The 20,664-nt window shown below is 60.7% G+C and carries 19 protein-coding genes; 10 read left to right on the forward strand and 9 right to left on the reverse strand.

The features are described 5' to 3' along the window. The 3 genes from FP026_RS11045 to FP026_RS11055 are packed head-to-tail and all read right to left on the reverse strand — an operon-like array spanning window position 1 to window position 3,189. On the reverse strand, window positions 1-819 hold the full coding sequence (locus FP026_RS11045) for a transglutaminase family protein (RefSeq protein WP_149634658.1): 819 nt from the start codon (window positions 817-819) through the stop codon (window positions 1-3). 12 nt (window positions 820-831) lie between these two features. Further along, window positions 832-1,773 carry an alpha-E domain-containing protein gene (locus tag FP026_RS11050; protein ID WP_149634659.1) on the reverse strand — a complete coding sequence of 314 codons (942 nt, stop codon included), beginning with the start codon at window positions 1,771-1,773 and terminating at the stop codon, window positions 832-834. Between the two features lie 6 nt (window positions 1,774-1,779). Further along, complete coding sequence (locus FP026_RS11055) at window positions 1,780-3,189, reverse strand: circularly permuted type 2 ATP-grasp protein (protein WP_149634660.1); 1,410 nt, start codon at window positions 3,187-3,189, stop codon at window positions 1,780-1,782. 397 nt (window positions 3,190-3,586) lie between these two features. On the opposite strand from FP026_RS11055, the gene FP026_RS11060 reads away from it, so the two are divergent. Further along, complete coding sequence (locus FP026_RS11060) at window positions 3,587-4,480, forward strand: DMT family transporter (protein WP_149634661.1); 894 nt, start codon at window positions 3,587-3,589, stop codon at window positions 4,478-4,480. Between the two features lies 1 nt (window position 4,481). Here the strand turns inward: FP026_RS11060 and FP026_RS11065 are convergent, their stop codons facing one another. The 4 genes from FP026_RS11065 to FP026_RS11080 all read right to left on the reverse strand — a co-directional run bounded on the left by FP026_RS11065 (window position 4,482) and on the right by FP026_RS11080 (window position 9,717). Continuing rightward, a complete protein-coding gene (locus FP026_RS11065) occupies window positions 4,482-5,390 on the reverse strand; it encodes a DMT family transporter (RefSeq protein ID WP_149634662.1) in 909 nt (302 codons plus the stop codon). A 249-nt stretch (window positions 5,391-5,639) separates the two neighbouring features. After that, window positions 5,640-7,331: a DEAD/DEAH box helicase gene (locus FP026_RS11070; RefSeq protein WP_149634663.1), complete on the reverse strand. Its 1,692-nt coding sequence runs from the start codon at window positions 7,329-7,331 to the stop codon at window positions 5,640-5,642. A gap of 337 nt (window positions 7,332-7,668) precedes the next feature. Next, window positions 7,669-7,983 carry a hypothetical protein gene (locus FP026_RS11075; protein ID WP_149634664.1) on the reverse strand — a complete coding sequence of 105 codons (315 nt, stop codon included), beginning with the start codon at window positions 7,981-7,983 and terminating at the stop codon, window positions 7,669-7,671. Window positions 7,984-8,130: 147 nt separating this feature from the next. Further along, complete coding sequence (locus FP026_RS11080) at window positions 8,131-9,717, reverse strand: trimethylamine methyltransferase family protein (RefSeq protein WP_149634665.1); 1,587 nt, start codon at window positions 9,715-9,717, stop codon at window positions 8,131-8,133. A gap of 216 nt (window positions 9,718-9,933) precedes the next feature. Between FP026_RS11080 and FP026_RS11085 the strand changes: the two genes are divergently transcribed. Further along, complete coding sequence (locus FP026_RS11085; RefSeq protein ID WP_149634666.1) at window positions 9,934-13,182, forward strand: response regulator; 3,249 nt, start codon at window positions 9,934-9,936, stop codon at window positions 13,180-13,182. A gap of 53 nt (window positions 13,183-13,235) precedes the next feature. On the opposite strand, the gene FP026_RS11090 is transcribed toward FP026_RS11085, so the two are convergent. Beyond that, window positions 13,236-14,063 (reverse strand): oxidoreductase, encoded by an 828-nt coding sequence (locus FP026_RS11090; protein WP_149634667.1) that lies wholly within the window; start codon window positions 14,061-14,063, stop codon window positions 13,236-13,238. Window positions 14,064-14,140: 77 nt separating this feature from the next. On the opposite strand from FP026_RS11090, the gene FP026_RS11095 reads away from it, so the two are divergent. Then, a complete protein-coding gene (locus tag FP026_RS11095; protein ID WP_149634668.1) occupies window positions 14,141-15,076 on the forward strand; it encodes an AraC family transcriptional regulator in 936 nt (311 codons plus the stop codon). A gap of 44 nt (window positions 15,077-15,120) precedes the next feature. Here FP026_RS11095 and mnmD read toward each other — a convergent pair whose 3' ends face one another. Next, a complete protein-coding gene (gene mnmD / locus FP026_RS11100) occupies window positions 15,121-15,855 on the reverse strand; it encodes a tRNA (5-methylaminomethyl-2-thiouridine)(34)-methyltransferase MnmD (RefSeq protein WP_149634669.1) in 735 nt (244 codons plus the stop codon). Between mnmD and FP026_RS11105 the strand changes: the two genes are divergently transcribed. From FP026_RS11105 to uraH, 7 genes are all read left to right on the forward strand, one after another. Continuing rightward, the gene (locus FP026_RS11105) at window positions 15,854-17,038 is read left to right on the forward strand and encodes an NAD(P)/FAD-dependent oxidoreductase (RefSeq protein ID WP_149634670.1); all 1,185 of its coding nucleotides are present in this window, start codon (window positions 15,854-15,856) and stop codon (window positions 17,036-17,038) included. The genes mnmD and FP026_RS11105 overlap by 2 nt on opposite strands. Before the next feature lie 103 nt (window positions 17,039-17,141). After that, the gene (locus FP026_RS11110; protein ID WP_149634671.1) at window positions 17,142-17,849 is read left to right on the forward strand and encodes a DUF1045 domain-containing protein; all 708 of its coding nucleotides are present in this window, start codon (window positions 17,142-17,144) and stop codon (window positions 17,847-17,849) included. Between the two features lie 105 nt (window positions 17,850-17,954). After that, window positions 17,955-18,878 carry an allantoinase PuuE gene (gene puuE, locus FP026_RS11115; RefSeq protein ID WP_149634672.1) on the forward strand — a complete coding sequence of 308 codons (924 nt, stop codon included), beginning with the start codon at window positions 17,955-17,957 and terminating at the stop codon, window positions 18,876-18,878. Window position 18,879: 1 nt separating this feature from the next. After that, the gene (uraD, locus tag FP026_RS11120) at window positions 18,880-19,377 is read left to right on the forward strand and encodes a 2-oxo-4-hydroxy-4-carboxy-5-ureidoimidazoline decarboxylase (RefSeq protein WP_149634673.1); all 498 of its coding nucleotides are present in this window, start codon (window positions 18,880-18,882) and stop codon (window positions 19,375-19,377) included. A gap of 60 nt (window positions 19,378-19,437) precedes the next feature. Further along, window positions 19,438-19,800, forward strand: a complete 363-nt coding sequence (locus FP026_RS11125; protein WP_149634674.1) for a HepT-like ribonuclease domain-containing protein — start codon at window positions 19,438-19,440, stop codon at window positions 19,798-19,800. Window positions 19,801-19,807: 7 nt separating this feature from the next. Continuing rightward, window positions 19,808-20,308, forward strand: coding sequence for an ureidoglycolate lyase (locus FP026_RS11130; RefSeq protein ID WP_149634675.1), 501 nt, complete (start codon window positions 19,808-19,810; stop codon window positions 20,306-20,308). Further along, window positions 20,305-20,661: a hydroxyisourate hydrolase gene (gene uraH / locus FP026_RS11135; protein ID WP_149634676.1), complete on the forward strand. Its 357-nt coding sequence runs from the start codon at window positions 20,305-20,307 to the stop codon at window positions 20,659-20,661. The genes FP026_RS11130 and uraH overlap by 4 nt, the downstream gene beginning before the upstream one ends. Window positions 20,662-20,664 lie beyond the last annotated feature (3 nt).

Below are 20,664 nucleotides of genomic sequence, written 5' to 3' on the forward strand. Positions count from 1 at the left end.
TCAGCTCTGGCTCTGACTCTGCCCCTGGCTTGCCACCGATACCTTGACCATAAGGGTTTCGCCCGGCGTGCCGATGCGCATGCCGGAGACGGGAGCGGCGTCGCGATAGCAGAGGCCGGTCGCGATGCGGACGTAGCGGGCGTCGGGGCAGACGTCGTTAGCCGGATCGAAGCCGACCCAGCCGAGGCCGGCAATATGCGCCTCTGCCCAGGCATGGGTAGCAGCCTGCTCGTTCTTGCCTTCCATCATCAGGTAGCCGGAGACGTAACGGGCAGGGATCTGCAATGCACGGGCGCCGGCTAGAAAGATGTGCGCATGGTCCTGGCAGACGCCGCTCTTTGCCTCCAGTGACTGTTCCGCCGTTGTCTCGGTGTCACTGGTGCCCGGCTTGTATTCCACGGTCTCGTGGATTGCCTTCATCAGCGCGTGCATCTTGCCGAGCTCGTTGTCGCCTAAAACGCCGCGCAACAGCTCCTTCGTCAGCCTGCCCGCCTTGGTGCGCGGCGAATCCCGCAGGAAGAGCCAGAGCGGGCTGAACCCCACGTGTGGGCCGATCACGCCGTTCAGATCCTTTGTCTCGACTTCGCCCGACGCAATGATCCTGGTGGAATCCTGTTGGCCGTCGAGGGAAACCAGTGTGGCGCGATTGCCGAACTGGTCGTCATATTCCACTTCCGGCTTGGCGCCTTCGACCGAAAGCTTCCAGTCGATAACCGTCTGTCCCACGCCCGTCAGCGGCGTCAGGTGAAGCCGTTGCAGGGAAAACTGCGCCGGCTCGTCGTAGCGATATTCCGTGATATGGCTGATCGTCAGTCTCATGATATCGCCCGCCTATTCGTAGAACCGGTAGCCGTCGGAGATCTCGGCGCCCAGCTTGTTGTTGTGGGCGACGAAATCCTCGAGGAACTCATGCAGGCCCTGGTCCATAATATTCTTGACCGAAAGCCGTTGCAGCGATTGGCGGATGGCTTCCGCGGTATCGTGCGCCGGCAGCCGTTTTTCATGTTCGGCGCTGAGATAGCCGATATTGCTGACGATCTTGTCATAGCAATAGGCGAGCGAACGCGGCATCTGGCCGTTCAGGATCAGGAAGTCGGCAATGTTGGCCGGCTTGTATTCGGGGTCATAGGCCCATTTATAGGCCCGGTGCGCCGAAACGGATCGCAGGATCGATTCCCATTGCGCGTTGTCGAGCGATGAGCCGACATGCGAGACGGATGGCAGCAGGACGTAGTATTTCACGTCGAGGATGCGGGCGGTATTATCGGCACGCTCGATGAAGGTGCCGATGCGGGCGAAATTATAGAGCTCGTTGCGCAGCATCGAGCCGTGGAAGGCACCGCGGATCAAGCCGGCGCGCTGCTTGATGACGTCGATCATCTCGGGCAGTTCCGCCGTCTTCAGCCGCCGGCCGAGCATCGACTTCAGCTCGATCCAGCATTCGTTGGTCGCTTCCCAGGTGTCGCGGGTCAATGCCGTGCGCACCATACGGGCATTGTTGCGGCCGTATTCGATGCAGGACATGACACTCGACGGATTGGAGCGGTCGCGCATCAGATAATCAATCGCATCGGTTCCGGTCAGCTTGCCATGCACTTCGTTATAGGCTTCGCGCACACCGGCGCTTTGCAGGACGCCGTCCCAATCGTCATCGACGGCGTCGCTGCGGGTCAGCGACATACGCTGGCCGGCGTCGACCAGGCGGGCTATGTTTTCGGCGCGCTCGATGTAACGGAACATCCAGTAGAGGCCATTCGCGGTTCTTCCCAGCATGTCCGTTCAGTCCTCCAGAACCCAGGTGTCTTTGGTGCCGCCGCCCTGGCTGGAGTTGACCACCAGCGAGCCTTCCTTCAGCGCCACGCGGGTCAACCCGCCGGGGATGATCCGCACCTTGTCGGAGACGAGGACGTAGGGCCGCAGATCGACATGCCGCGGCGCAATGCCCTTGTTGACCAGGATCGGCACGGTCGACAGCGAAAGGGTTGGCTGCGCGATATAGTTGTTCGGCTTGCTCTTGAGCTTCTCGGCAAAGGCCGTCCGCTCCTTCTTCGTCGCCGTTGGTCCGACAAGCATGCCGTAGCCACCGGAGCCATGGACTTCCTTGACGACGAGATCGGCGAGGTTATCGAGCACATATTGCAAGCTGTCGGGCTCCGAACAGCGCCAGGTCGGCACGTTCTCGAGGATCGGCTTGCGGCCGGTGTAGAATTCGACGATTTCAGGCATGTAGGAATAGATCGCCTTATCGTCGGAAATGCCGGTGCCGGGCGCATTGGCGATGGTGATATTGCCGGCGCGGTAGACGTCCATGATGCCGGGAATACCGAGCGCGGAATCCGGGCGGAAGGTGAGGGGATCGAGGAAATCGTCGTCGACGCGGCGATAGAGCACGTCGATGGCCTCATAGCCGCGCGTCGTGCGCATCTTCACCTTGCCGTCGATGACGCGCAGATCCGAGCCCTCCACCAGCTCCACGCCCATCATGTCGGCGAGGAAAGAATGCTCGTAATAGGCAGAGTTGTAGATGCCCGGCGTCAGCACGGCGACGCGCGGCTTGCTGCTGCAACCGGGAGGCGCGAGCGAGGCAAGGCTCTGGCGCAGCAGCAGTGGATAGTCCTCGACCCGCTGCACCTTGTTCTGATGAAACAGCTCGGGGAACATCTGCATCATCGTTTCGCGGTTTTCCAGCATGTAGCTGACGCCGGACGGCGTCCGGGCATTGTCCTCGAGCACGTAGAACTGGTCTTCGCCGGTGCGGACGATGTCGGTGCCGACGATGTGGGTGTAGACGCCGCCCGGCGGACGGAAGCCGATCATCTCGGGCAGGAAGGCGTCGTTCTTCTCGATCAGCTCGCGCGGAATGCGGCCGGCGCGAATGATTTCCTGCTTATGGTAGATGTCGTCAAGGAAAGCGTTGAGGGCAATGACCCGCTGCTCGATGCCCTGGGCGAGCTTGCGCCATTCGCGGCCTGATATGATGCGGGGGATGATGTCGAAGGGGATGAGCTTTTCGGAGGAGTCTGCGTGTCCGTAGACCGCGAAGGTAATGCCCGTCTTCCGGAAGATGGTTTCCGCATCGCGGGATTTGGCAATGAGGTGGCCCCTGTCCTGTCCCGAGTACCACTCGAAGTATTTCTCGTAAGGCGCGCGCGGACTTTCATCCGCAGTTATCATTTCATCAAATGCCAAAGGTGCGGTCCCCGTGTTTTTACCCATTTGAATACAACGGTTTTTACAATGCAAGAACTATGCGCAGTTGCCGTTGCGAATTTCGCAACATCGAAAAATGCCGGATTTACAGGCATTTAAGAATAATCTGATCGTCACCTGCCGAGTTTCGCCGCAATACTCGGATCAAAATTTGAGCATTTGCTTCTTTTGCGGACTGAACGCTTGGGTAGTGACGGAAATTCCTGAAACCAGAGCGATGGCTCGCCGGGCGTGAAGAAAAATTGATTGCTGTTTTCAGCAGATCGATTTTGACCACTCCGCTGTCATCGGCTATCAGCCTTCAACCTCTCCGCGCGAAACCCGAGTTCGACCAGGATTCCGGCTCCGAAGCGCCAAACATATCGGTCCGATTTCTATGTCCCTCGATAAACTCGCGCCGGCGATTTTCGTCTTTCTCTGGTCTACCGGCTGGATCGTCGCCAAATATGCCTCGCAGCATGCCGGTCCTTTCACCTTTCTGATGATCCGCTACAGCCTGTCGGCGCTCGCCTTCGTGCTGCTCTGTTCGATCGTCGGCGCCCGGTGGCCGCGCGATTGGTCGAGCGTGTTCCGGGCCATCTATTCCGGCATTTTCCTGCACGGCATCTACCTGGGCGGCCTCTGGTGGGCGATCGCCGAAGGCGTGCCGGCCGGTATCTCCGGCATCATCGCGGCGCTGCAGCCGCTGATGACCGCTATGGCCGCGCCGTTTCTCGTCGGCGAACGGCTGCAGCCGATCCAGAAGGCCGGACTGCTGCTCGGCTTTCTCGGCATCGCCATCGCGATCTCGCCGAAACTCTTGGCGACGGACACGGCCAATCTCTGGCAATCTGCCGTTCCGCTTGTCGTCAATCTGTTGGGTATGGTCTCGGTGACCTACGGCACGCTCTACCAGAAGCGGCACCTGCAGACCGGCGACCTCAGAACCATTGCGACCTTGCAATATGTCGGCGCGCTGATCGTCACCGTGCCACTTGCCTTCCTGTTCGAAGGTTTGCGTTTCGACGGCACGCATGAAGCCATTCTCGCGATGCTATGGTCGGTCTTCGGCCTGTCGATGGGCGCCGTCGGCCTGCTGCTCTATCTCATTCGCCGCGGGCAAGTGTCGCGGGCAGCATCGCTGATCTACTTGATGCCGCCAGCCGTCGCCATCGAAGCGGCAATCGCCTTTGGCGAACCACTGACGCTGCCGATCATCATCGGCACGGTGATTGTGGTGATCGGTGTTTACCTCACCAACCGGCGCGCGGCGGATGTAGTGCCGGAATAGGCTATGTTCTCTTGCCGATGTCGATCCGTCGCCGCCATCGCAGAAGTCTGCCATCGACAACCACCAGGCTGGAAGCGATCAAGGCCAATCCGAGGAATTCGTAAGGTTCCAGACGCTCTCCAAGGAATGCGGTACTCAAGATGATTGCGCTCGCCGGCACGAGCAGCGTCACCAGCGACGCATTTGTCGCCCCGGCAGAGGCGATGAGATTGAAATAGAGAATGAAGGCGAAGGCAGTCGTCACGATTGCGAGAGAGCCAATGGCCAGCCAGATCGAGATATTCGCGCTTAGGATGTCGCTCGAATCGTAGAGAAGAAAGACGATCGGCGTCATCAGGATGGTAGATGCGGTCAGCTGGCCGGTGGCAACAACGACCGGCTTCATATCCCGAAATCGTTTGGCAAAGACGGCTGCGAAAGCATAGGAAACCGCCGCTCCGATGACAGCAAGTTTCGCCCATGTCGGTCCACCGAAATTGGAGAAGAAGCCAGGGCCAATCATGGCGGCAGCACCGCCAATCCCGAGAGCCACGCCCATAAGCTTGCTGGTGGAAAGCTTTTCATCTGCCGTCAGCAGATTTGCGACCAGGACCGTCCAGAGGGGCGTCGTCGCGTAAAGGACCGAAGCAAGGCCCGCTCCGATCTTCGTTTGGCCGCTGAATATCAAAGAAAACGGGATAACATTGTTGAGCAGTGCGAGAGTCAGAAACGAGGCTGATCTGGCTATGGCGGGGGCAAAGGAAATATGACGCAGGCGCAACCAGAGATGCAGAACCAGCGCGGCAATCGAAACTCGATAGAGGACCAGCGCCAGCGGCGGAATTTCCGCCACCGCTATGCGCGCAAAGAAGAATGATCCGCCCCACAGCGCGCCGAGAAGCAAGAGCTGGCCCCAGTCGCTTACGGTCATCGGCTGTGTCGCCTTCGTCTGCAACGTTCGTCCCCTCAACCTCCAAGCATGCTTTAACCTATGCCGGGAAGAGCCTGGTTGGAGGAAACAGTCGTCCAAACATTGCTCGCTAAGCGAAATCGAAATGTCAGGCGGCGAGGAAGTTTCGAATTTACTCTCATGACCGCGTCGGCAGTCATGCGTACAGGCTTGTTGACTACGGAGCTGTCGATAGCAAAAGGGGGCCCCAATCGGCCCCCTTGAACTCTATCAGGCGCGTTCGCGGCGCTGGCCACCGTTGCCGGGACCACGGCGCTTCATGCGGCCGTTGCCGCCATTGCGCTGCTGTTCGCCCTGGGCGCCGCGTTCTTCGTTGTGGCGGCCCGTAGGACGGCCGTGGGCGTGGCGCTGTCCGCGATGGGCGCCGCCCTCATGCGAGGCGCCATTGCCGTTGGACTGGCCGTTGTGCTGCTTGCGAGCGGGACGGAAGTCCGAGGTGGAGACGAGATCGTTGTCGGCTTCCGGACGCGGCGTTGGCTCGTTGCGGCGCTGGCCGCGGAAATCGGCATTGCGATTGTTGTCGCGCTGCGGGCGATCGTCGCGTTGGTGGCGTTCCTGACGCTCGCCGTTCTGACCACGGGCTTCGCCATTTTCCTTGTCGAAGAAGGGACGACGGGCAGGACGAGCCGGGCGACCTTCGGCGCGGCCCTGGCCTGCGCCACGGCCTTGGCCCTGACCTTGACCGCTGCGGCCCTTGCCGCGAACGGGACGGCCGCGGTCGGCCGGAGCCTCGCCGCTGGCAACGGCAATCTCGATGCCCATCAGGCGCTCGATGTCGCGCAACAGGCGGATTTCATCCGGGGCGCAGAAGGCGATGGCGATGCCGTCGCGGCCGGCGCGCGCTGTGCGGCCGATGCGGTGAACATAGGCGTCGGGAACTTCCGGCAGGTCGTAATTATAGACATGCGAAACGCCGGGGATGTCGATGCCACGAGCCGCAACGTCGGTTGCGACGAGAACGCGGACGTCGCCGTCACGGAAGCCCTTGAGGGCGCGCTCGCGCTGGCCCTGGCTCTTGTTGCCGTGGATGGAAGCAGCGGCGAAGCCGACATGGTCGAGATGCTTCATCAGCTTTTCGGCGCCATGCTTGGTGCGCAGGAAGACGATGGCGCGGCCGTCCGGATTGGCCGAGATCGTTTCCTTGAGGATTTCGGTCTTGTGGTTCTGGCCGGCAACGAAGTGGACATACTGTTCCACCTTGTCGGCTGCCTTGCCCGGAGGCGAGACTTCGACCTTGACCGGGTTGGTCAGGTAGTCGGAGGCGAGATCGGCGATTGCCTTCGGCATGGTGGCCGAAAATAGCAGGGTCTGGCGCTTGGCCGGAACCATCTTGGCGATCTTGCGCAGGTCGTGGATGAAGCCGAGATCGAGCATCTGGTCGGCTTCGTCGAGGACGAGGTGGGTGACATGGCCGAGCGAGAGGGCACGGCGATTGATGAGGTCGAGGAGACGACCAGGGGTAGCGACGAGAATGTCGGTGCCGCGCTCGAGCTGAAGCTGCTGCTTATTGATCGACGCGCCGCCGACCACGAGGTTGATCCGCAGCTGCGTCTTGCGCATGAAGAGCCTGAGATTGTCGGCGATCTGGTTTACCAGCTCGCGGGTCGGAGCGAGGATCAGTGTGCGGACGGTGCGGTTGTCCGGGCGCTTGGCCTCCTTCAGCAGCATTTCGATGATCGGCAGGCCGAAAGCGGCCGTCTTGCCGGTGCCGGTCTGGGCGAGGCCGATGAGATCGCGGCCCTGGAGGACGAGCGGGATCGCCTGTGCCTGGATCGGCGTCGGCGTAGCGAAGTTGTTCTGCGACAGCGTATCGACGATCTGCTTGGAGAGACCAAGCGAGTGAAAATCGGTCAATTCAATACCTTTCGGGGGCGCCAAAGCAAATAGGCCGGGTCGCACCATGCGGTCCGGTCTGTCTCTGGCGTCAAGAACCCCGCGTGAAGTGGGAACTTGTAAGTTGGAAATAGCTTTCCAGCGCATTCGGCCAGCGCTCCGCGCGGCCTCATTATCAAAAGCGCTTTTGTCCTTCTCTTGCGTACAGATTGTCCCGCAGGGCACGCTCACGCGGCGGCCGGAAGGTGAAAGCTGAGGCGCATTTGGTCTTAAATCCCGCCAATGTCAAGGGGTGTGAGCGAAAGCTTTTCAACAGACGGACGAAAATGCCGCCGGAATCCGGCGGCATTCGAGAGCTGCGACGACTGGCAGGGAGCTTTAAAGGCGCCCTGCGGCACGTCAGGCGTCAGCGGCAGACTTCGACGCGGTAGGGCCGGCCCCAGCCGTCGTGACGCCATGCCCAGTAGCAGCGGGGATAGGGACGCACGTAGACCCGTTCGTAGACCGGGCCGTCGTAGTAGGCAGGATAGGCCGGATAATAAGCCGGATAGGCCGGCCGCATGGCTCCGGCCGCCAAGGCGCCGCCGACGACGCCCGCGGCAAGACCGCCAAAGAAGGCGCCGCGATCCGACGCGCTGGCAGTGGTGGTGGTCACGGCGGAGGCGCTGCCAAGCGTCAGCGCGATCAGACCGGCTGTCGTTAATGTGCGAAGCACAGACATTGACATTCCCTTTCCAAAGAACACGTGGCTCCCAGCCGAAGCCGGGTTTGAAGTTGCGTGGGAAAGGGGGCGAAGTCGCGGCCAGAAAATGGGCCGCTATATTAAATTTCGTTCATGATACGGGGCGTAAAAGCCCTTGATTTTCAACTAGAAATCGGTGGGAACGCCACCCTCTGCCTTGCGCCTGGCGACGAAGGCGTCGAGCTCTTCCTCGATGGCCGGATCGAGTGGCGGCTGTTCGTAGCGCGCCAGCGTTTCCTTATAGACGCGGTTGGCGTGATCGTAAGTTGTGGGCCGCCCGGCTTCCGCCCAGGTTTCATTGTTTCGCCAGTCCGACAGGATCGGCGAATAGAATGCGGTTTCATAGCGGGCGAGCGTGTGCGCCGTGCCGAAATAGTGGCCGCCTGGGCCGACATCGCGTACGGCATCCAGCGCCAGCGCGTCGGGGCTGACATCGAGCGGCGTCAGGAATTCGGCGACCATCTGCAGCATGTCGACGTCAAGGATGAACTTCTCGAAGGAGGCGGTAAGCCCGCCCTCGCTCCAGCCGGCCGCATGCAGCACGAAATTGCCGCCGCCCTGGGTCAGCGCCCATAGCGACAGTGCCGATTCGTAGGCGGCTTGGGCATCCAGCGTATTCGACGCGTTCGTGTTGGAGGTGCGATAGGGGATGCCGTAGCGGCGGGCAAGCTGGCCGCCGCAGATAACGGCCTTCATATATTCCGGCGTGCCGAAAGCGGGCGCACCCGTCTTCATGTCGACATTCGAGGTAAAGCCGCCATACATGACCGGCGCGCCTTTCCGCACCATCTGCGTGAAGGCGATGCCGCACAGTGCCTCGGCATTCTGCTGCACCAGCGCGCCGGCAATCGTCACCGGCGCCATGGCGCCTGCCAGTGTGAACGGAGTGACCACCACCACCTGACCGCGCGACGACATTTCGATGATACCCTGCAGCATCGGCCCGTCGAGACGCAGCGGCGACGAGGAGTTGATGACGGTGAAGAGCGAGGGTTCGCGCTCCATCTGTTCCATGCTGACGCCGCGGCCGATGCGGGCAATCTCGATCGCGTCGAGATTGCGCTGCTGGCCGAGCGAATAGCAGTGGAAGGCCTTGTCGGTGAGTTTCACGATATCGGAGAGGCAGTCGAGATGACGCACCGAGGGATGGATATCGATGGGCTCGACCGGATAGCCGCCCGTCATGTGAATGATATCGTAGGACTGGGCGAGCTTGATGAGCTTGCGGAAATCCTCCTGATTTCCGGCTCTCCTGCCGCCTTCACGGTCCGCGACGAAGGGGGCGGAGGCGACCTGAGCGAAGACGAGATTGCGCCCACCGATTTGGACATTTCTCAGCGGATTGCGGGCGTGAAGAGTGAAGGTCGATGGAACGGAGGCGATCAGCTCCATGATCATGTTGCGGTCGAAGCGGACCCGTTCCTTCCCCGGCGTGACATCGGCGCCGGTGGCCTTCATGCGCTCACGCGCTTCGGGCAAGATGATATCCATGCCGATTTCTTCGAGGATGGTCAGCGATGCCTCGTGAATATCGCCCAGTGCCTCGGGCGACAGGAGTTCCGTACGAGCGAGATTGTTGACCAGATTGAGATACTTGGTGCCGCTCGGCTTGCGGCTGCGCTCGGCCCCGCGACCGCCGGCCCGCCGCCGCCGTTCGCCCGTCGCTGCTGCGACCTGCGCTTCGTTCAAGGTCAGGCTTGCTTCGTCGCTCATATCGCTCGCTCCCAATGATCCGTTGACGGATTCTTGGCAGAGTTTGCCTCGGCGTGCCGTTGTCGTTTGCGACCAGGGGATGGCCGTTATAGGATAGTGCATAGTCTGAACGCGACGTTGCCGCAGCGATCAAACATGGTTAAGGCTTTGTTAAAGCGGGATGTGCTAGAGCCTTGTTTCATGAACTATCATGCGCGGTGAGAAGAGGGGCTCCGTTTGACCCTGGACGGTGAACTGCTTGACATAGTGTGCCGCCGGATCGCCAATCTGGACAGGCCCGCCTACATCAAGAACAGCGAGCTTCGGTACGTCGCCGTCAATGATGCCTATGCGCGTTTTTTCGGCCGGGATATTTCCGATTTCATCGGCAACCGCAGCCAGGATCTTCTCGATGCCGGCGAGAGCGCCGACAGGGAGGACAAGGAGCGCCGCGCCCTCGTCTTCGGTTCGGAGGAGGTTGCACTGTGCTTCGATGCGTCGGGCCGCCAGCGTTCGCGCGTGGAAATCGAGAGCTTTTCCCCGTCGGAAGACCGCGTCTACATATTCGGAGTGTTCTTCGCCGTACCGGCTGTTGCGCGCGACGCCTACTCTGCCGAGGCGGTGCAAAGGGAGGCCGATGAGCCTGACTTTTTCCGCTGCGTGCTGGAAGGTCTGCCGGTTGCCACCTTCGTGCGCGATTCCAGCCATCGCTTGATTTATGCCAATGCGGCCCATTCCGAAATTACCGGGCTCGATCGCCACGAAATGCTCGGTAAGACCGAGCATGAAATGTTTGACGTCGGCGCCGACGACTTTTTCGTGGAAAACGAAGCCGTGCTGCACGAGGGACAGAGGCATGAATTCGAAAGCGAAATCGTCGACCGACAGCAGGTGACGCATCCGGTGAAAATTTGCCTCAACCGCGCGACGACGGCGGAGGGCAAGCATTACGCTGTGGGTTCGGTCACCGATACTTCGGCGCTGAAGCAGCGTGAGATGCAGCTCATCGAGGCGCAGGCCCGCGCCGAAGCGTTGCATCAGGATCTCGACAACATCCTCCGCTCGATGCCGATCGGCGTCCTCATCCATAATGGCGACCATATCGTCGAATACGTCAACGATGCCTTCTATGACATTTGGAAATATTCGAAGGACGAGCGTTTTGGAGGTCGCCCCTATCGCGATATCATCGCAAAGCACTACGAGCTGGCACGCTTCGGCGCCGATGGCCGCAGCATCGACGACATATATCAGGGGTGGCTGGCCACGCTGCACAAGGGCGGCGAGCATCTGCAGACGGAAGTGAACTTTGCCGACGGCAAATCCGTCATCATCGATGCGCGCAAGATTTCCAATGGCCGGACATTGATGTCCTACACGGATATTTCTTCCGTGAAGCAGCAATCCAGGGAGATCACCGAGACCCGACTGGCGCTGGAGCATCTCGGCGAGTTGATGGCTGATGCCATGCAGGCGATGTCGCAAGGCCTGCTGATCGTCCAGGACGGCGCGATCCTGCTGGCCAACGATCGGCTGAAGGACATGCTGAAACTGCCGGCCGAACTCACCGAGGTGGGGACGGACTGGTCCGCGGCGTTCGACTATTGCGCGGAACGCGGTGACTTTGGCAATGGTTCCGAGGGGCTGCGGGAATCATGGGCGCAGAGCGTTGCGGCGGGCAAGCCGATCTCCTGCGTATTCCAGGTCGTCGGCGACCGCTGGATACAGCTCGGCGCCGCGATCGGCGAGCATCGCCGCTGGACCGTGGTGTTCACCGATGTCACCGAGATGAAGGAACGCGAGGCGGATCTGCAGCTGCTGCTGGCGCGCAGCAATGCGGCGGATCGCGCGAAATCCGAATTCCTGACCCATATGAGCCATGAAATCCGTACGCCGATGAACGGCGTGCTCGGCATGGCAGAGCTGCTCGGCAAAACGGATCTCGATCCGCGGCAGAAGACCTTTGTCGATATCATCGTCAAGTCGGGCAATGCATTGCTGACCATCATCAATGACATTCTCGATTTTTCGCGCATCGACACCGGCGATATGCATCTGCGCAAGATGGCATTCGACCCCGCCGAAGCTGTCGAAGACATAGCGACGCTGCTGGCCGCCGCCGCATCGGAAAAGAATGTCGAGCTGATGGTGCGCATCGCTCCCGGCGTGCCGGCGGCAATGCTTGGCGACGCCGGCCGCTTCCGCCAGATCGTGACCAATCTCGTCGGCAATGCGATCAAGTTCACCGAACGCGGCCATGTGCTGGTGGAGCTGGACAGCCAGTCCGCGCCGGACGACAACATATTGCTCGTGCTCCGCATCGAAGATACCGGGATCGGCATTCCCGCCGAGAAGCTCGATACGATCTTCGACAAATTTTCGCTGGCGGATTCTTCCTTTGCACGGCGCCTCGAAGGATCAGGTTTGGGCCTTGCCATTACGGCAGGCCTCGTCGATCTTTTCGGTGGCTCACTCTCGGTCGAGAGCGAATGGGGCAAAGGATCGGTTTTCACGGTCCATTTGCCCATGCCGCTGGTCGCCGCACGCGGCAAGGTTCCGGAGCTGCCGGCCAACGTGAAGCGTGCCGGGATCCTGATCGTGGAAGATGATGAGATTCATCGGCGCATATTGACTGAGCAATTGACGCAATGGGGTTTTGACAGCCACGCGGCCGAGGACGGTAAGACCGCGCTTGCCATTCTGGATGCCGCGTTCGATATGGGCGTGTCGGTCGACGCGATCATCGTCGACTATAGTATGCCCGGCATGAGCGGCTATCAGATCGCGAGTGCGGTGCGCGCCGACCCGCGCTTCGAAGCGCTGCCGATCGTATTTCTGACATCGATGGGCGTCGCCGGTCGCGACAAGGATTTTACCGCGGTCAATGGTCAGGCGCATCTCATGAAACCCGTGCGCGCCAATGTGCTGCGCAACACGATCATCGATGTCGTGCGCGCGTCGCGGCGGAAAAACGCGGGCGAGCAGTCTGGCTTTGCCTCCCAGCCGTTGCCGATAGAGGCGGAGGCCGCAGCCGCGATCGAAGCCACCGACCGGATGGCACCTGTCAGACCTGGCAACACCATCGACGTTCTCGTGGCCGAGGACAACGAGGTGAACCAGATCGTCTTCACACAGATCTTGCAGGCGACCGGACTTCGCTTTCTTGTCGTGGAGAACGGCCAGGCGGCGGTGGACGCATGGCGTCAATTGCGGCCCTCGCTAATCCTGATGGACGTTTCCATGCCGGTCATGAACGGCCATCAGGCGACGCGCATGATCCGGCAATTCGAGGCGCAAATCGAGCAGGGATGGCACGTCCCCATCATCGGGGTTACGGCACAGGCATTGGACGTCGATCGCATCGCATGCATGCAGGCTGGCATGGACGACTGCCTATCTAAACCGATCAGCCCCGAACTTCTCGAGGCGAAGATCCAGCGCTATCTCGGCGAAGCCGTTTTCCAGGCGGATCGTTCCAACAGCTAGGGTTGGGCGCAAGGCCGAATAGCGGCTTTCGGCCATCGCGCTGATCGGCATTCTCAGCCATCGGTCGAAACGGTAACAGATCTCCATGCTTCGACCTCCTGTTTGAGGCGCTCAATTCTATCAGTCACAAGTCCAAGGGCGTCGCTACCGAGTAGGAGTTGCGGCGGAGGCGCGTCGGATTCGATCAGATCCAATACGGCGGCAGCGAGCTTGTCTGGATCGCCGAGCTGCTTGCCGCTTTTGGCCTGCCGCGCCTGGCGGATCGGATCGAACAACGCGTCGTAGTCCGCGATCGAGCGCTCGGTCCGGATCATCGAGCGCCCCGCCCAGTCTGTCCGGAAGGAGCCAGGGCATAGGGCGGTGACGCGAACGCCGAACGGAGCCATTTCTGCACGCATGACTTCCGAAATGCCTTGAAGGGCGAACTTGCTACCGCAGTAATAGGCGATGCCGGGCATGGTGATCATGCCGCCCATCGAGGTCACGTTGACGATGAAGCCGCTCCGCCTTTCGCGGAAGCGCGGCAGGAAGGCTTTGGCAATAGCGACGGCGCCAAAGACGTTCACATCGAACTGGCGCCGCATCTCCTCGATGGACGACTCTTCGAGGATTCCCTCGTGGCCGTAGCCGGCATTGTTGATCAGCACGTCGACCGGCCCATGATCCTCCTCGGCCTGTCGAACGATGTCAGCTATCCGGTCGAACTCCGTCACATCGCACAGGATGGACCGCGCCGCCGGCAGGCGCTCCGCAAAGGCTGTCCTCGACTGTTCCGAGCGGACGGTGCCGATAACGTTATGGCCTTGGCTGCTCGCGGCCGCTGCGATCGCGAAGCCGAAGCCGGAGTTCGCGCCGGTGATGAAGAAGGTTTTTCGTGACATGATTGGTGTTCTCTTCTTGATTGGTGAGTGCCACTGACTGATAATCTTCGAAACTGCTGCCAGCGATCGTGAAAACTATGAATAGCTTGCCAAATCCTATGAAGATGGAGTGTCGGGTGTCGAAGCGCGGGGCGTTGGTGGAACTGGCGGGGCTTCTTGCTCCTCGCCAGGGATACAATCCGACCGCGCTCGCTGGTGTACGCCTTCTCAGGACCGAGACGGTCCTTCACGATGTTCCCGTGCTCTACAAGCCGGGTGCGGTATTCGTGTTGCAGGGCCGAAAGCAGGGCATGCTTGACGGCGAGGTTTATCTCTATGATGAGGAGCACTATCTGGCCGTATCGGTACCCGTTCCGTTTCGGATGGAATCCTCGGCCAGCGCAGAACGTCCCCTGCTTGCTGTTTACGTCGAGTTCGACATGCTTCTGGCTGCGGAGATCGCCTCGGAAGTGGGGATGAGACGTTCCGAGCCGAAAGCCGGCAAGGTGCGAAGTCTGGTATCGAGCAGAATGGAGGCAGCTATCGAGGATGTCGTGCTGCGTTTGCTGCGGGCGCTGTGTGATCCCGTCGAGCTCGCGGTTCTCGGTGCAGGCATCCTACGCGAGCTGCATTACCGGGTGCTCGTCGGCCCGCAGGGCGGCGCGATGATCTCAGCCCTGCAGCAGCGGGGCACGTCCGGGAGGATCGTGCGAAGCCTGGCCCGGTTGCGCGAAACCTACGGTTCCGAAATTTCGGTCGCGGCGCTGGCGCATGAGGCAGGCATGAGCGTTCCCTCCTATCACGTTCATTTCAAGGCCCTGACGGGCAGCAGTCCGATACAGTACTTGAAGGCGATGCGGCTCCACGAGGCGCGGTTGATGCTCGCGCGCCAGGACAAGACAATCGCCGAGGTCGCGACATTGGTTGGCTACGCCAGTCCCGCCCAGTTCAGCCGTGACTTCAAGCGACACTTTCGGCGTACGGCATCGGAAGAGGCCAATTGGGTTCGCCGGCATCTTGGTGAGCTGGCCTGAACGCTCGCGACAATTGTTTCTAGCTTGATCGATGAGCCCCGACCTCAGGCCGGCTTGACGCCGCACAGCATTTCCCGCTTGCCGGCGAAGCCTTTGCGCCGCTCGACGATAAAACCAGCCGCCTGCAGGTTTCGGCGCACGAAGCCCGCGGCTGCGTAGGTGGCGAAGGTGCCGCCGGGAACGGTCTTGTCGCAGAGTACCTGCATCAGCTCGGGCGACCACATGTCGGCATTGCGTGACGGTGCGAAGCCGTCGAGATACCAGGCGTCGAAGCCCGGTTGAGCAAAGCTCACGCCGTTCAGCGCCGGGCCGCAGACGACGCTGAGGCGCGTGTTTTGATCGAGCGCCAGCGATACGATGCCTTGCGGATCGTCAGGCCAAGCAGCGACAAGGGCCTGACGTTCGCGATCAATTTCCGGCCAGTGCGACAGAGCCCGGTCGATCTCATTCGCATGCATGGGATAGAGTTCGAACGACATGAAGTGCAGTTGCGAACCCGGTGCTGCCTGCTGTCGCCACTGGCGCCAGGTCTCGCAGAAGTTCAGGCCGGTGCCGAAGCCGAGCTCACCGATGAGGAAATCCTGCCGCCCCTGCCAGCGGGTGGGCAGGCCGTTGCCGGCCAGGAAGACGTGACCGCATTCCAGCCGGCCGTCGGTCTGGCAATAAAAATGGTCGCCAAAAGCCGCTGAATAGGGCATATCGCCGTCGCGCCATTCGAGCTCCGGGCTTGCCGCATTGGTTTCGGACGCCTCAGTCCGATCGGAAACTGGATCTGTCATGGAAAGAGCCGATAATCCCACACGACCCGCCGGTCAATCATCTGTCGATCTGTTGATCGTTGGCGGCGGGATCATGGGCCTGTGGGCGGCCGTTCATGCCGAGCGTCTCGGCATTCAAGCCTTGCTCGTCGAAGCTGGCCATTTCGGGCAGGGGGCGAGCGGCGGCCTGCTCGGGGCGCTGATGCCGCATATGCCGGACAAATGGTCTGACAAGAAGCAGTTTCAGTTCGATGCGCTGGTGTCTCTGGAAGAGGAAATCGCAGCATTGGAGGCAGAGACGGGACTTTCGGCGGGCTACCGTCGCGCCGGCCGTCTGATCCCGCTGCCGAAGCCGCATCTAAGGCAGATTGCGCTTGGGCATTCCCGAGATGCGGAAACGCATTGGCGGCTGGATAAACATGAATTTCACTGGCATGTGCTCGATGCGGCGCCCGTTCCAGGCTGGATTGAGCCTTCTGCTGCCGAAAGCGGATTTGTCTTCGATACTTTGGCGGCGCGCGTTGCGCCGCGTGCGTTGTTGAACGTACTGCGTCAAAGTCTTACCGGAGCAACACATGTCCAGCTCGCCGAGGGCGTTGCCGTCGAAAGCATCGATCCGGATAGAGGGCTGGCGCGTACGAATGAGGGCGATATCCGCTTCGGACGCTGCATGCTTGCTGCCGGTCATCGGTCGTTTCCAATCCTCGACGGGTTGACGGAAGGCCGCAAGTCCTCGCTTGGCCAACCGGTGAAGGGACAGGCGGCCATGCTGAAGGCGGATGTCGACGGCCGTCTTCCGGTGATCTTCCGCGATGGCCTTTACATCGTTCCGCATGAGAATGGATTGGTCGCGGTCGGCAGCACGAGCGAGAATCGTTTCGACGACCCGCTGTCGACTGATGGACAGCTCGACGATCTTCTGGCCGCAGCGCGCGCCATGGCGCCGGTTCTGGTCGGCGCGGAGGTGGTGGAGCGCTGGGCCGGCCTGCGGCCGAAGGCGGTCGATCGCGATCCGATGGTGGGTGCGCATCCCGACCATCCGTCCTTGATTGCATTGACCGGTGGCTTCAAGGTGAGTTTCGGACTGGCGCATCGGCTGGCCGAAGCCGCGGTGCGGGAGGCGGCGGATATGGCTTGTCGTTTCAAATTGCCGCAGAGTTTCACTTTAGTAAGTCATATTTCAGTCATATCACATAAAACGTGAATTCGCGCCCCTTTCGGGTCGTCAATCTGTCACGCAAATCACCTATCTCCTTGGCCGTTAGCCCTTGCCGGTCAGCCGGTCTATCGTGCCTTGGAGGAATTTTATGCGTTACGCCATTTGCTTCACGCCGTCCGCGAGCGATCCGCTGACGCTTGTGGCGGCAAATTGGCTCGGCCGCAATGTCTATTCCGGCGAGATGGTCGATCCGCCTGCCATTCGCGGGCTCGGCATACACGAAATTGCCTTCTACACGGCCGTTCCCCGCCGCTATGGTTTCATGGGCCTGCTGAAGGCGCCTTTCCGGCTGGCGGAAGATATGTCCGAGGCGGCGATGTTGCGCGATCTCATGCGGTTTTCCGGTTCGGTCGCGCCTTTTGAAATCCCTCGGCTGGAGGTCGCACGGCTTGGCGGAGCGCTGGGCCTCGTTCCGTCTGCACCCAGCCAGCAGATGCATTTCCTGGCGGCATCCCTGGTTCAGGCCTTCGACCAGTATCGCGCGCCATTGACCGAAGCGGAAATCGAGCGCATCGATCCGGACGGCCTTTCGGCGACGCAATTCGCCAACCTGCACCGTTGGGGCCATCCGCACGTCATGGACGAGTTCCGATTCCAGATGATGCTGACGGGCACTGTCGGCCCGGCTGATCTGCAGCGCATGGAGCGCGCATTGCGCGACTTCTTCGAGCCGGCGCTTGCCGCACCGGTTCCCGTATCCAATATCGCGTTGATGATGGAAGACGGTTCCGGCGGTCCCTTCCGCGTGCATTCGCTGCATCCGATGGGAAAGATCAGCGCCCGGAAAATCGCGTAGGATAGCGCGGCGGGCTTACCATTGAAGAGAAAGTGATTTTCCCACTTTCCGTCTCGACTTTCCCGGCATGGATGCTACCGTCCTCTGATCAGAGAAGGTGCTTCAATGTCGGAAAACTATTCCCGCAATCTCATCGGCTACGGCCGCAACACGCCGGATCCAAAATGGCCCGGTGACGCCCGCATCGCGGTGCAGTTCGTGATCAACTACGAAGAGGGCGGAGAAAGCTGCATTCTCGATGGCGATCCAGCTTCCGAAAACCTGCTCTCCGAGATCGTTGGTGCGGCACCCTGGCCGAACCAGCGCAATCTCAACATGGAATCGATCTACGAATACGGCGCACGCGCCGGCTTCTGGCGGCTGTGGCGCATGTTCACAGAGCTCAAGGTGCAGGCGACCGTCTATGGCGTGACGCTCGCCATGGCACGCAATCCGGAGGCGGTTGCGGCGATGAAGGAAGCTGGCTGGGAGATTGCGAGCCACGGCTACCGCTGGCTGGAATACAAGGATTTTTCGGAGGATCTGGAGCGCAAACATATTCTCGAGGCTGTCCGGCTGCACACCGAACTCACCGGCGACCGGCCTTACGGCATGTATCAGGGCAAGCCGTCGGACAATACGCTGCGGCTCGTCATGGAGGAGGGCGGCTTCCTCTATTCCTCCGATTCCTATGCCGACGATCTGCCCTTCTGGGTCGATGGCCTGAACGGCAAGCCGTTCCTGATCATCCCCTATACGCTCGAAACCAACGATATGCGCTTCGCCACGCCGCAGGGCTTCAATTCGGGCGATCAGTTCTTCACCTATCTCAAGGACGCCTTCGACACGCTCTATGAAGAGGGCAAGCATGGCAGCCCGAAGATGATGTCGGTGGGCTTGCATTGCCGCCTGGTCGGTCGCCCCGGCCGCGCTGCGGCTTTGCGACGGTTCATCGAATATGTGCAGAAGCACGACAAGGTCTGGATCCCGAAGCGTATCGAGATCGCCAACCACTGGTATGAGAATCATATGCCCGGGGGCGAGCGCTGACATGATATCGCGGGCCGATTTTATCGGCCGCTTCGGCGGCGTCTTCGAGCATTCTCCCTTCATTGCCGAGCGGGCTTACGATGCTGGAGCTATTACCGAGCCGCTGACCTCGGGCGGGGTGCATGCTGCTTTGGTGCGGTTCTTCCGTGCCGCCAGCGAGGCGGAGCGACTTGGCGTGCTGCAGGCCCATCCGGATTTGGCGGGCCGGTTGGCGATTGCTGGCGAGTTGACGGAAGACAGCCGCAAGGAGCAGGCCGGCGTGGGCCTCGATCGGCTGAGCCCTGCAGAACATGCGCGGTTCACCGAACTCAATGCAGCCTATGTGAGCAAGTTCGGCTTTCCCTTCATTATCGCGGTCAAGGGGCTCGGCAAGGAGGATATCCTGGCTGCCTTCGAAACGCGGATCGATAATGACCGGGATACGGAATTTGCAACGGCAACGGCCCAGGTTGAAAAGATCGCTTTGCTGCGCCTGCAATCCATGCTTCCGGAGGGCTGATAGCGAGCTGTCTCCCGAGCTGCTCATGACTTGGTATTTCACAAACTGGGGCTGTGTCATATGAGCCTGGATCGGCTAATCGCCCACCTTGATTACATGCAGCGGGCCGTGTCCGAGGCAGATCAGTTCCTTCGCGGAACTGATCAAAGCGCGTTTTTCAAGAATGTCGAGAAGCAGCGCGCCGTCGGGATGACTCTCCTGATGATCGGCGAGGCGGCCGCGCGCATTGCGGAGGAATATCCGGAGTTTGTCGTTGACCATCCGGAGCTGCCTTGGCATGAGATGCACGACTTCAGGAGCAGAATTGCGCAGGGCTATTTCGACATCGAGGTGACGGCCCTGTGGGACATCGCGCAAAAATCTCTTCCTGAGTTGTTCTCCCAACTGGATTCCATTCGCCATTGGCGAGCGGAAGGCGAATGATCATCGAATGACACAGCATCTTGAAATTCACCCGTTAACGAAGGCCGCGTTCGCACATTTCGGCGATGTGATCGAGGCCGATCCGGCAACGATGCGGCTCATCAATGGCGGTACGACGGAGCGCTTCCATGCGTTGTCCAGCGCCGAGGCCATCGGCGACGGCGCGCGGGTCATCCTGAACCTGTTTCGCGGCCAGCCGCGCGCCTTTCCTTTTACGATCGAGATGATGGAGCGCCATCCTTTCGGCAACCAGTGTTTCGTGCCGCTGAATGGCCGGCCGTTCCTCGTGGTCGTTGCGCAGGATGAGGGCGGCAGGCCCGGCAAGCCGCAGGTCTTCCTGGCGCGGGGCGACCAAGGCGTCAACTATCGGATCAATGCCTGGCATTATCCCCTGATGGCGCTCGGAGAGCAGAGCGATTTCCTCGTTGTCGATCGCGACGGGCCGGGAAACAATCTGGAGGAATATTTCTTCGAAACGCCCTACATCATCGGAGCGCCGACGCTATGACCGGACTGACCACGCATGTACTCGATACCACCCTCGGCAAACCGGCCGAAGGCCTGGTGATCGATCTTTTCAGGATCGAGGGCGATCTCCGCACGCATCTGAAGACGGTCACGACCAATGCCGACGGCCGTGTGGATGGCGGCCCCATCCTGATCGGCGACAGCTTCGTTGCGGGCACCTACGAACTGCTGTTTCGGGCCGGAGATTATCTGCGTGCCAGCGGCGCCAAGCTGCCGGAGCCGGCTTTTCTCGATCTCGTGCCGATCCGTTTTGGCATCGCCGATACGACGGCGCATTACCATGTGCCGTTGCTGATCTCGCCCTACGGCTATTCCACCTATCGCGGGAGCTGAGAT

Source organism: Martinezella tropici, from assembly GCF_008370325.1.
Taxonomy (GTDB): domain Bacteria; phylum Pseudomonadota; class Alphaproteobacteria; order Rhizobiales; family Rhizobiaceae; genus Rhizobium; species Rhizobium tropici_B.

Bases quoted from the DNA above. Each gene is read 5' to 3' on its own strand.
- FP026_RS11060 (WP_149634661.1), top strand. From the start codon at position 3,587: ATGTCCCTCGATAAACTCGCGCCGGCGATTTTCGTCTTTCTCTGGTCT.
- FP026_RS11045 (WP_149634658.1), bottom strand. From the start codon at position 819: ATGAGACTGACGATCAGCCATATCACGGAATATCGCTACGACGAGCCG.
- FP026_RS11050 (WP_149634659.1), bottom strand. From the start codon at position 1,773: ATGCTGGGAAGAACCGCGAATGGCCTCTACTGGATGTTCCGTTACATC.
- FP026_RS11090 (WP_149634667.1), bottom strand. From the start codon at position 14,063: ATGTCACGAAAAACCTTCTTCATCACCGGCGCGAACTCCGGCTTCGGC.
- FP026_RS11110 (WP_149634671.1), top strand. From the start codon at position 17,142: ATGCGTTACGCCATTTGCTTCACGCCGTCCGCGAGCGATCCGCTGACG.
- FP026_RS11070 (WP_149634663.1), bottom strand. From the start codon at position 7,331: ATGGTGCGACCCGGCCTATTTGCTTTGGCGCCCCCGAAAGGTATTGAA.
- FP026_RS11125 (WP_149634674.1), top strand. From the start codon at position 19,438: ATGAGCCTGGATCGGCTAATCGCCCACCTTGATTACATGCAGCGGGCC.
- FP026_RS11095 (WP_149634668.1), top strand. From the start codon at position 14,141: ATGAATAGCTTGCCAAATCCTATGAAGATGGAGTGTCGGGTGTCGAAG.
- FP026_RS11065 (WP_149634662.1), bottom strand. From the start codon at position 5,390: ATGACCGTAAGCGACTGGGGCCAGCTCTTGCTTCTCGGCGCGCTGTGG.
- puuE (WP_149634672.1), top strand. From the start codon at position 17,955: ATGTCGGAAAACTATTCCCGCAATCTCATCGGCTACGGCCGCAACACG.
- FP026_RS11105 (WP_149634670.1), top strand. From the start codon at position 15,854: ATGGAAAGAGCCGATAATCCCACACGACCCGCCGGTCAATCATCTGTC.
- FP026_RS11080 (WP_149634665.1), bottom strand. From the start codon at position 9,717: ATGAGCGACGAAGCAAGCCTGACCTTGAACGAAGCGCAGGTCGCAGCA.
- uraD (WP_149634673.1), top strand. From the start codon at position 18,880: ATGATATCGCGGGCCGATTTTATCGGCCGCTTCGGCGGCGTCTTCGAG.
- mnmD (WP_149634669.1), bottom strand. From the start codon at position 15,855: ATGACAGATCCAGTTTCCGATCGGACTGAGGCGTCCGAAACCAATGCG.
- FP026_RS11130 (WP_149634675.1), top strand. From the start codon at position 19,808: ATGACACAGCATCTTGAAATTCACCCGTTAACGAAGGCCGCGTTCGCA.
- uraH (WP_149634676.1), top strand. From the start codon at position 20,305: ATGACCGGACTGACCACGCATGTACTCGATACCACCCTCGGCAAACCG.
- FP026_RS11075 (WP_149634664.1), bottom strand. From the start codon at position 7,983: ATGTCTGTGCTTCGCACATTAACGACAGCCGGTCTGATCGCGCTGACG.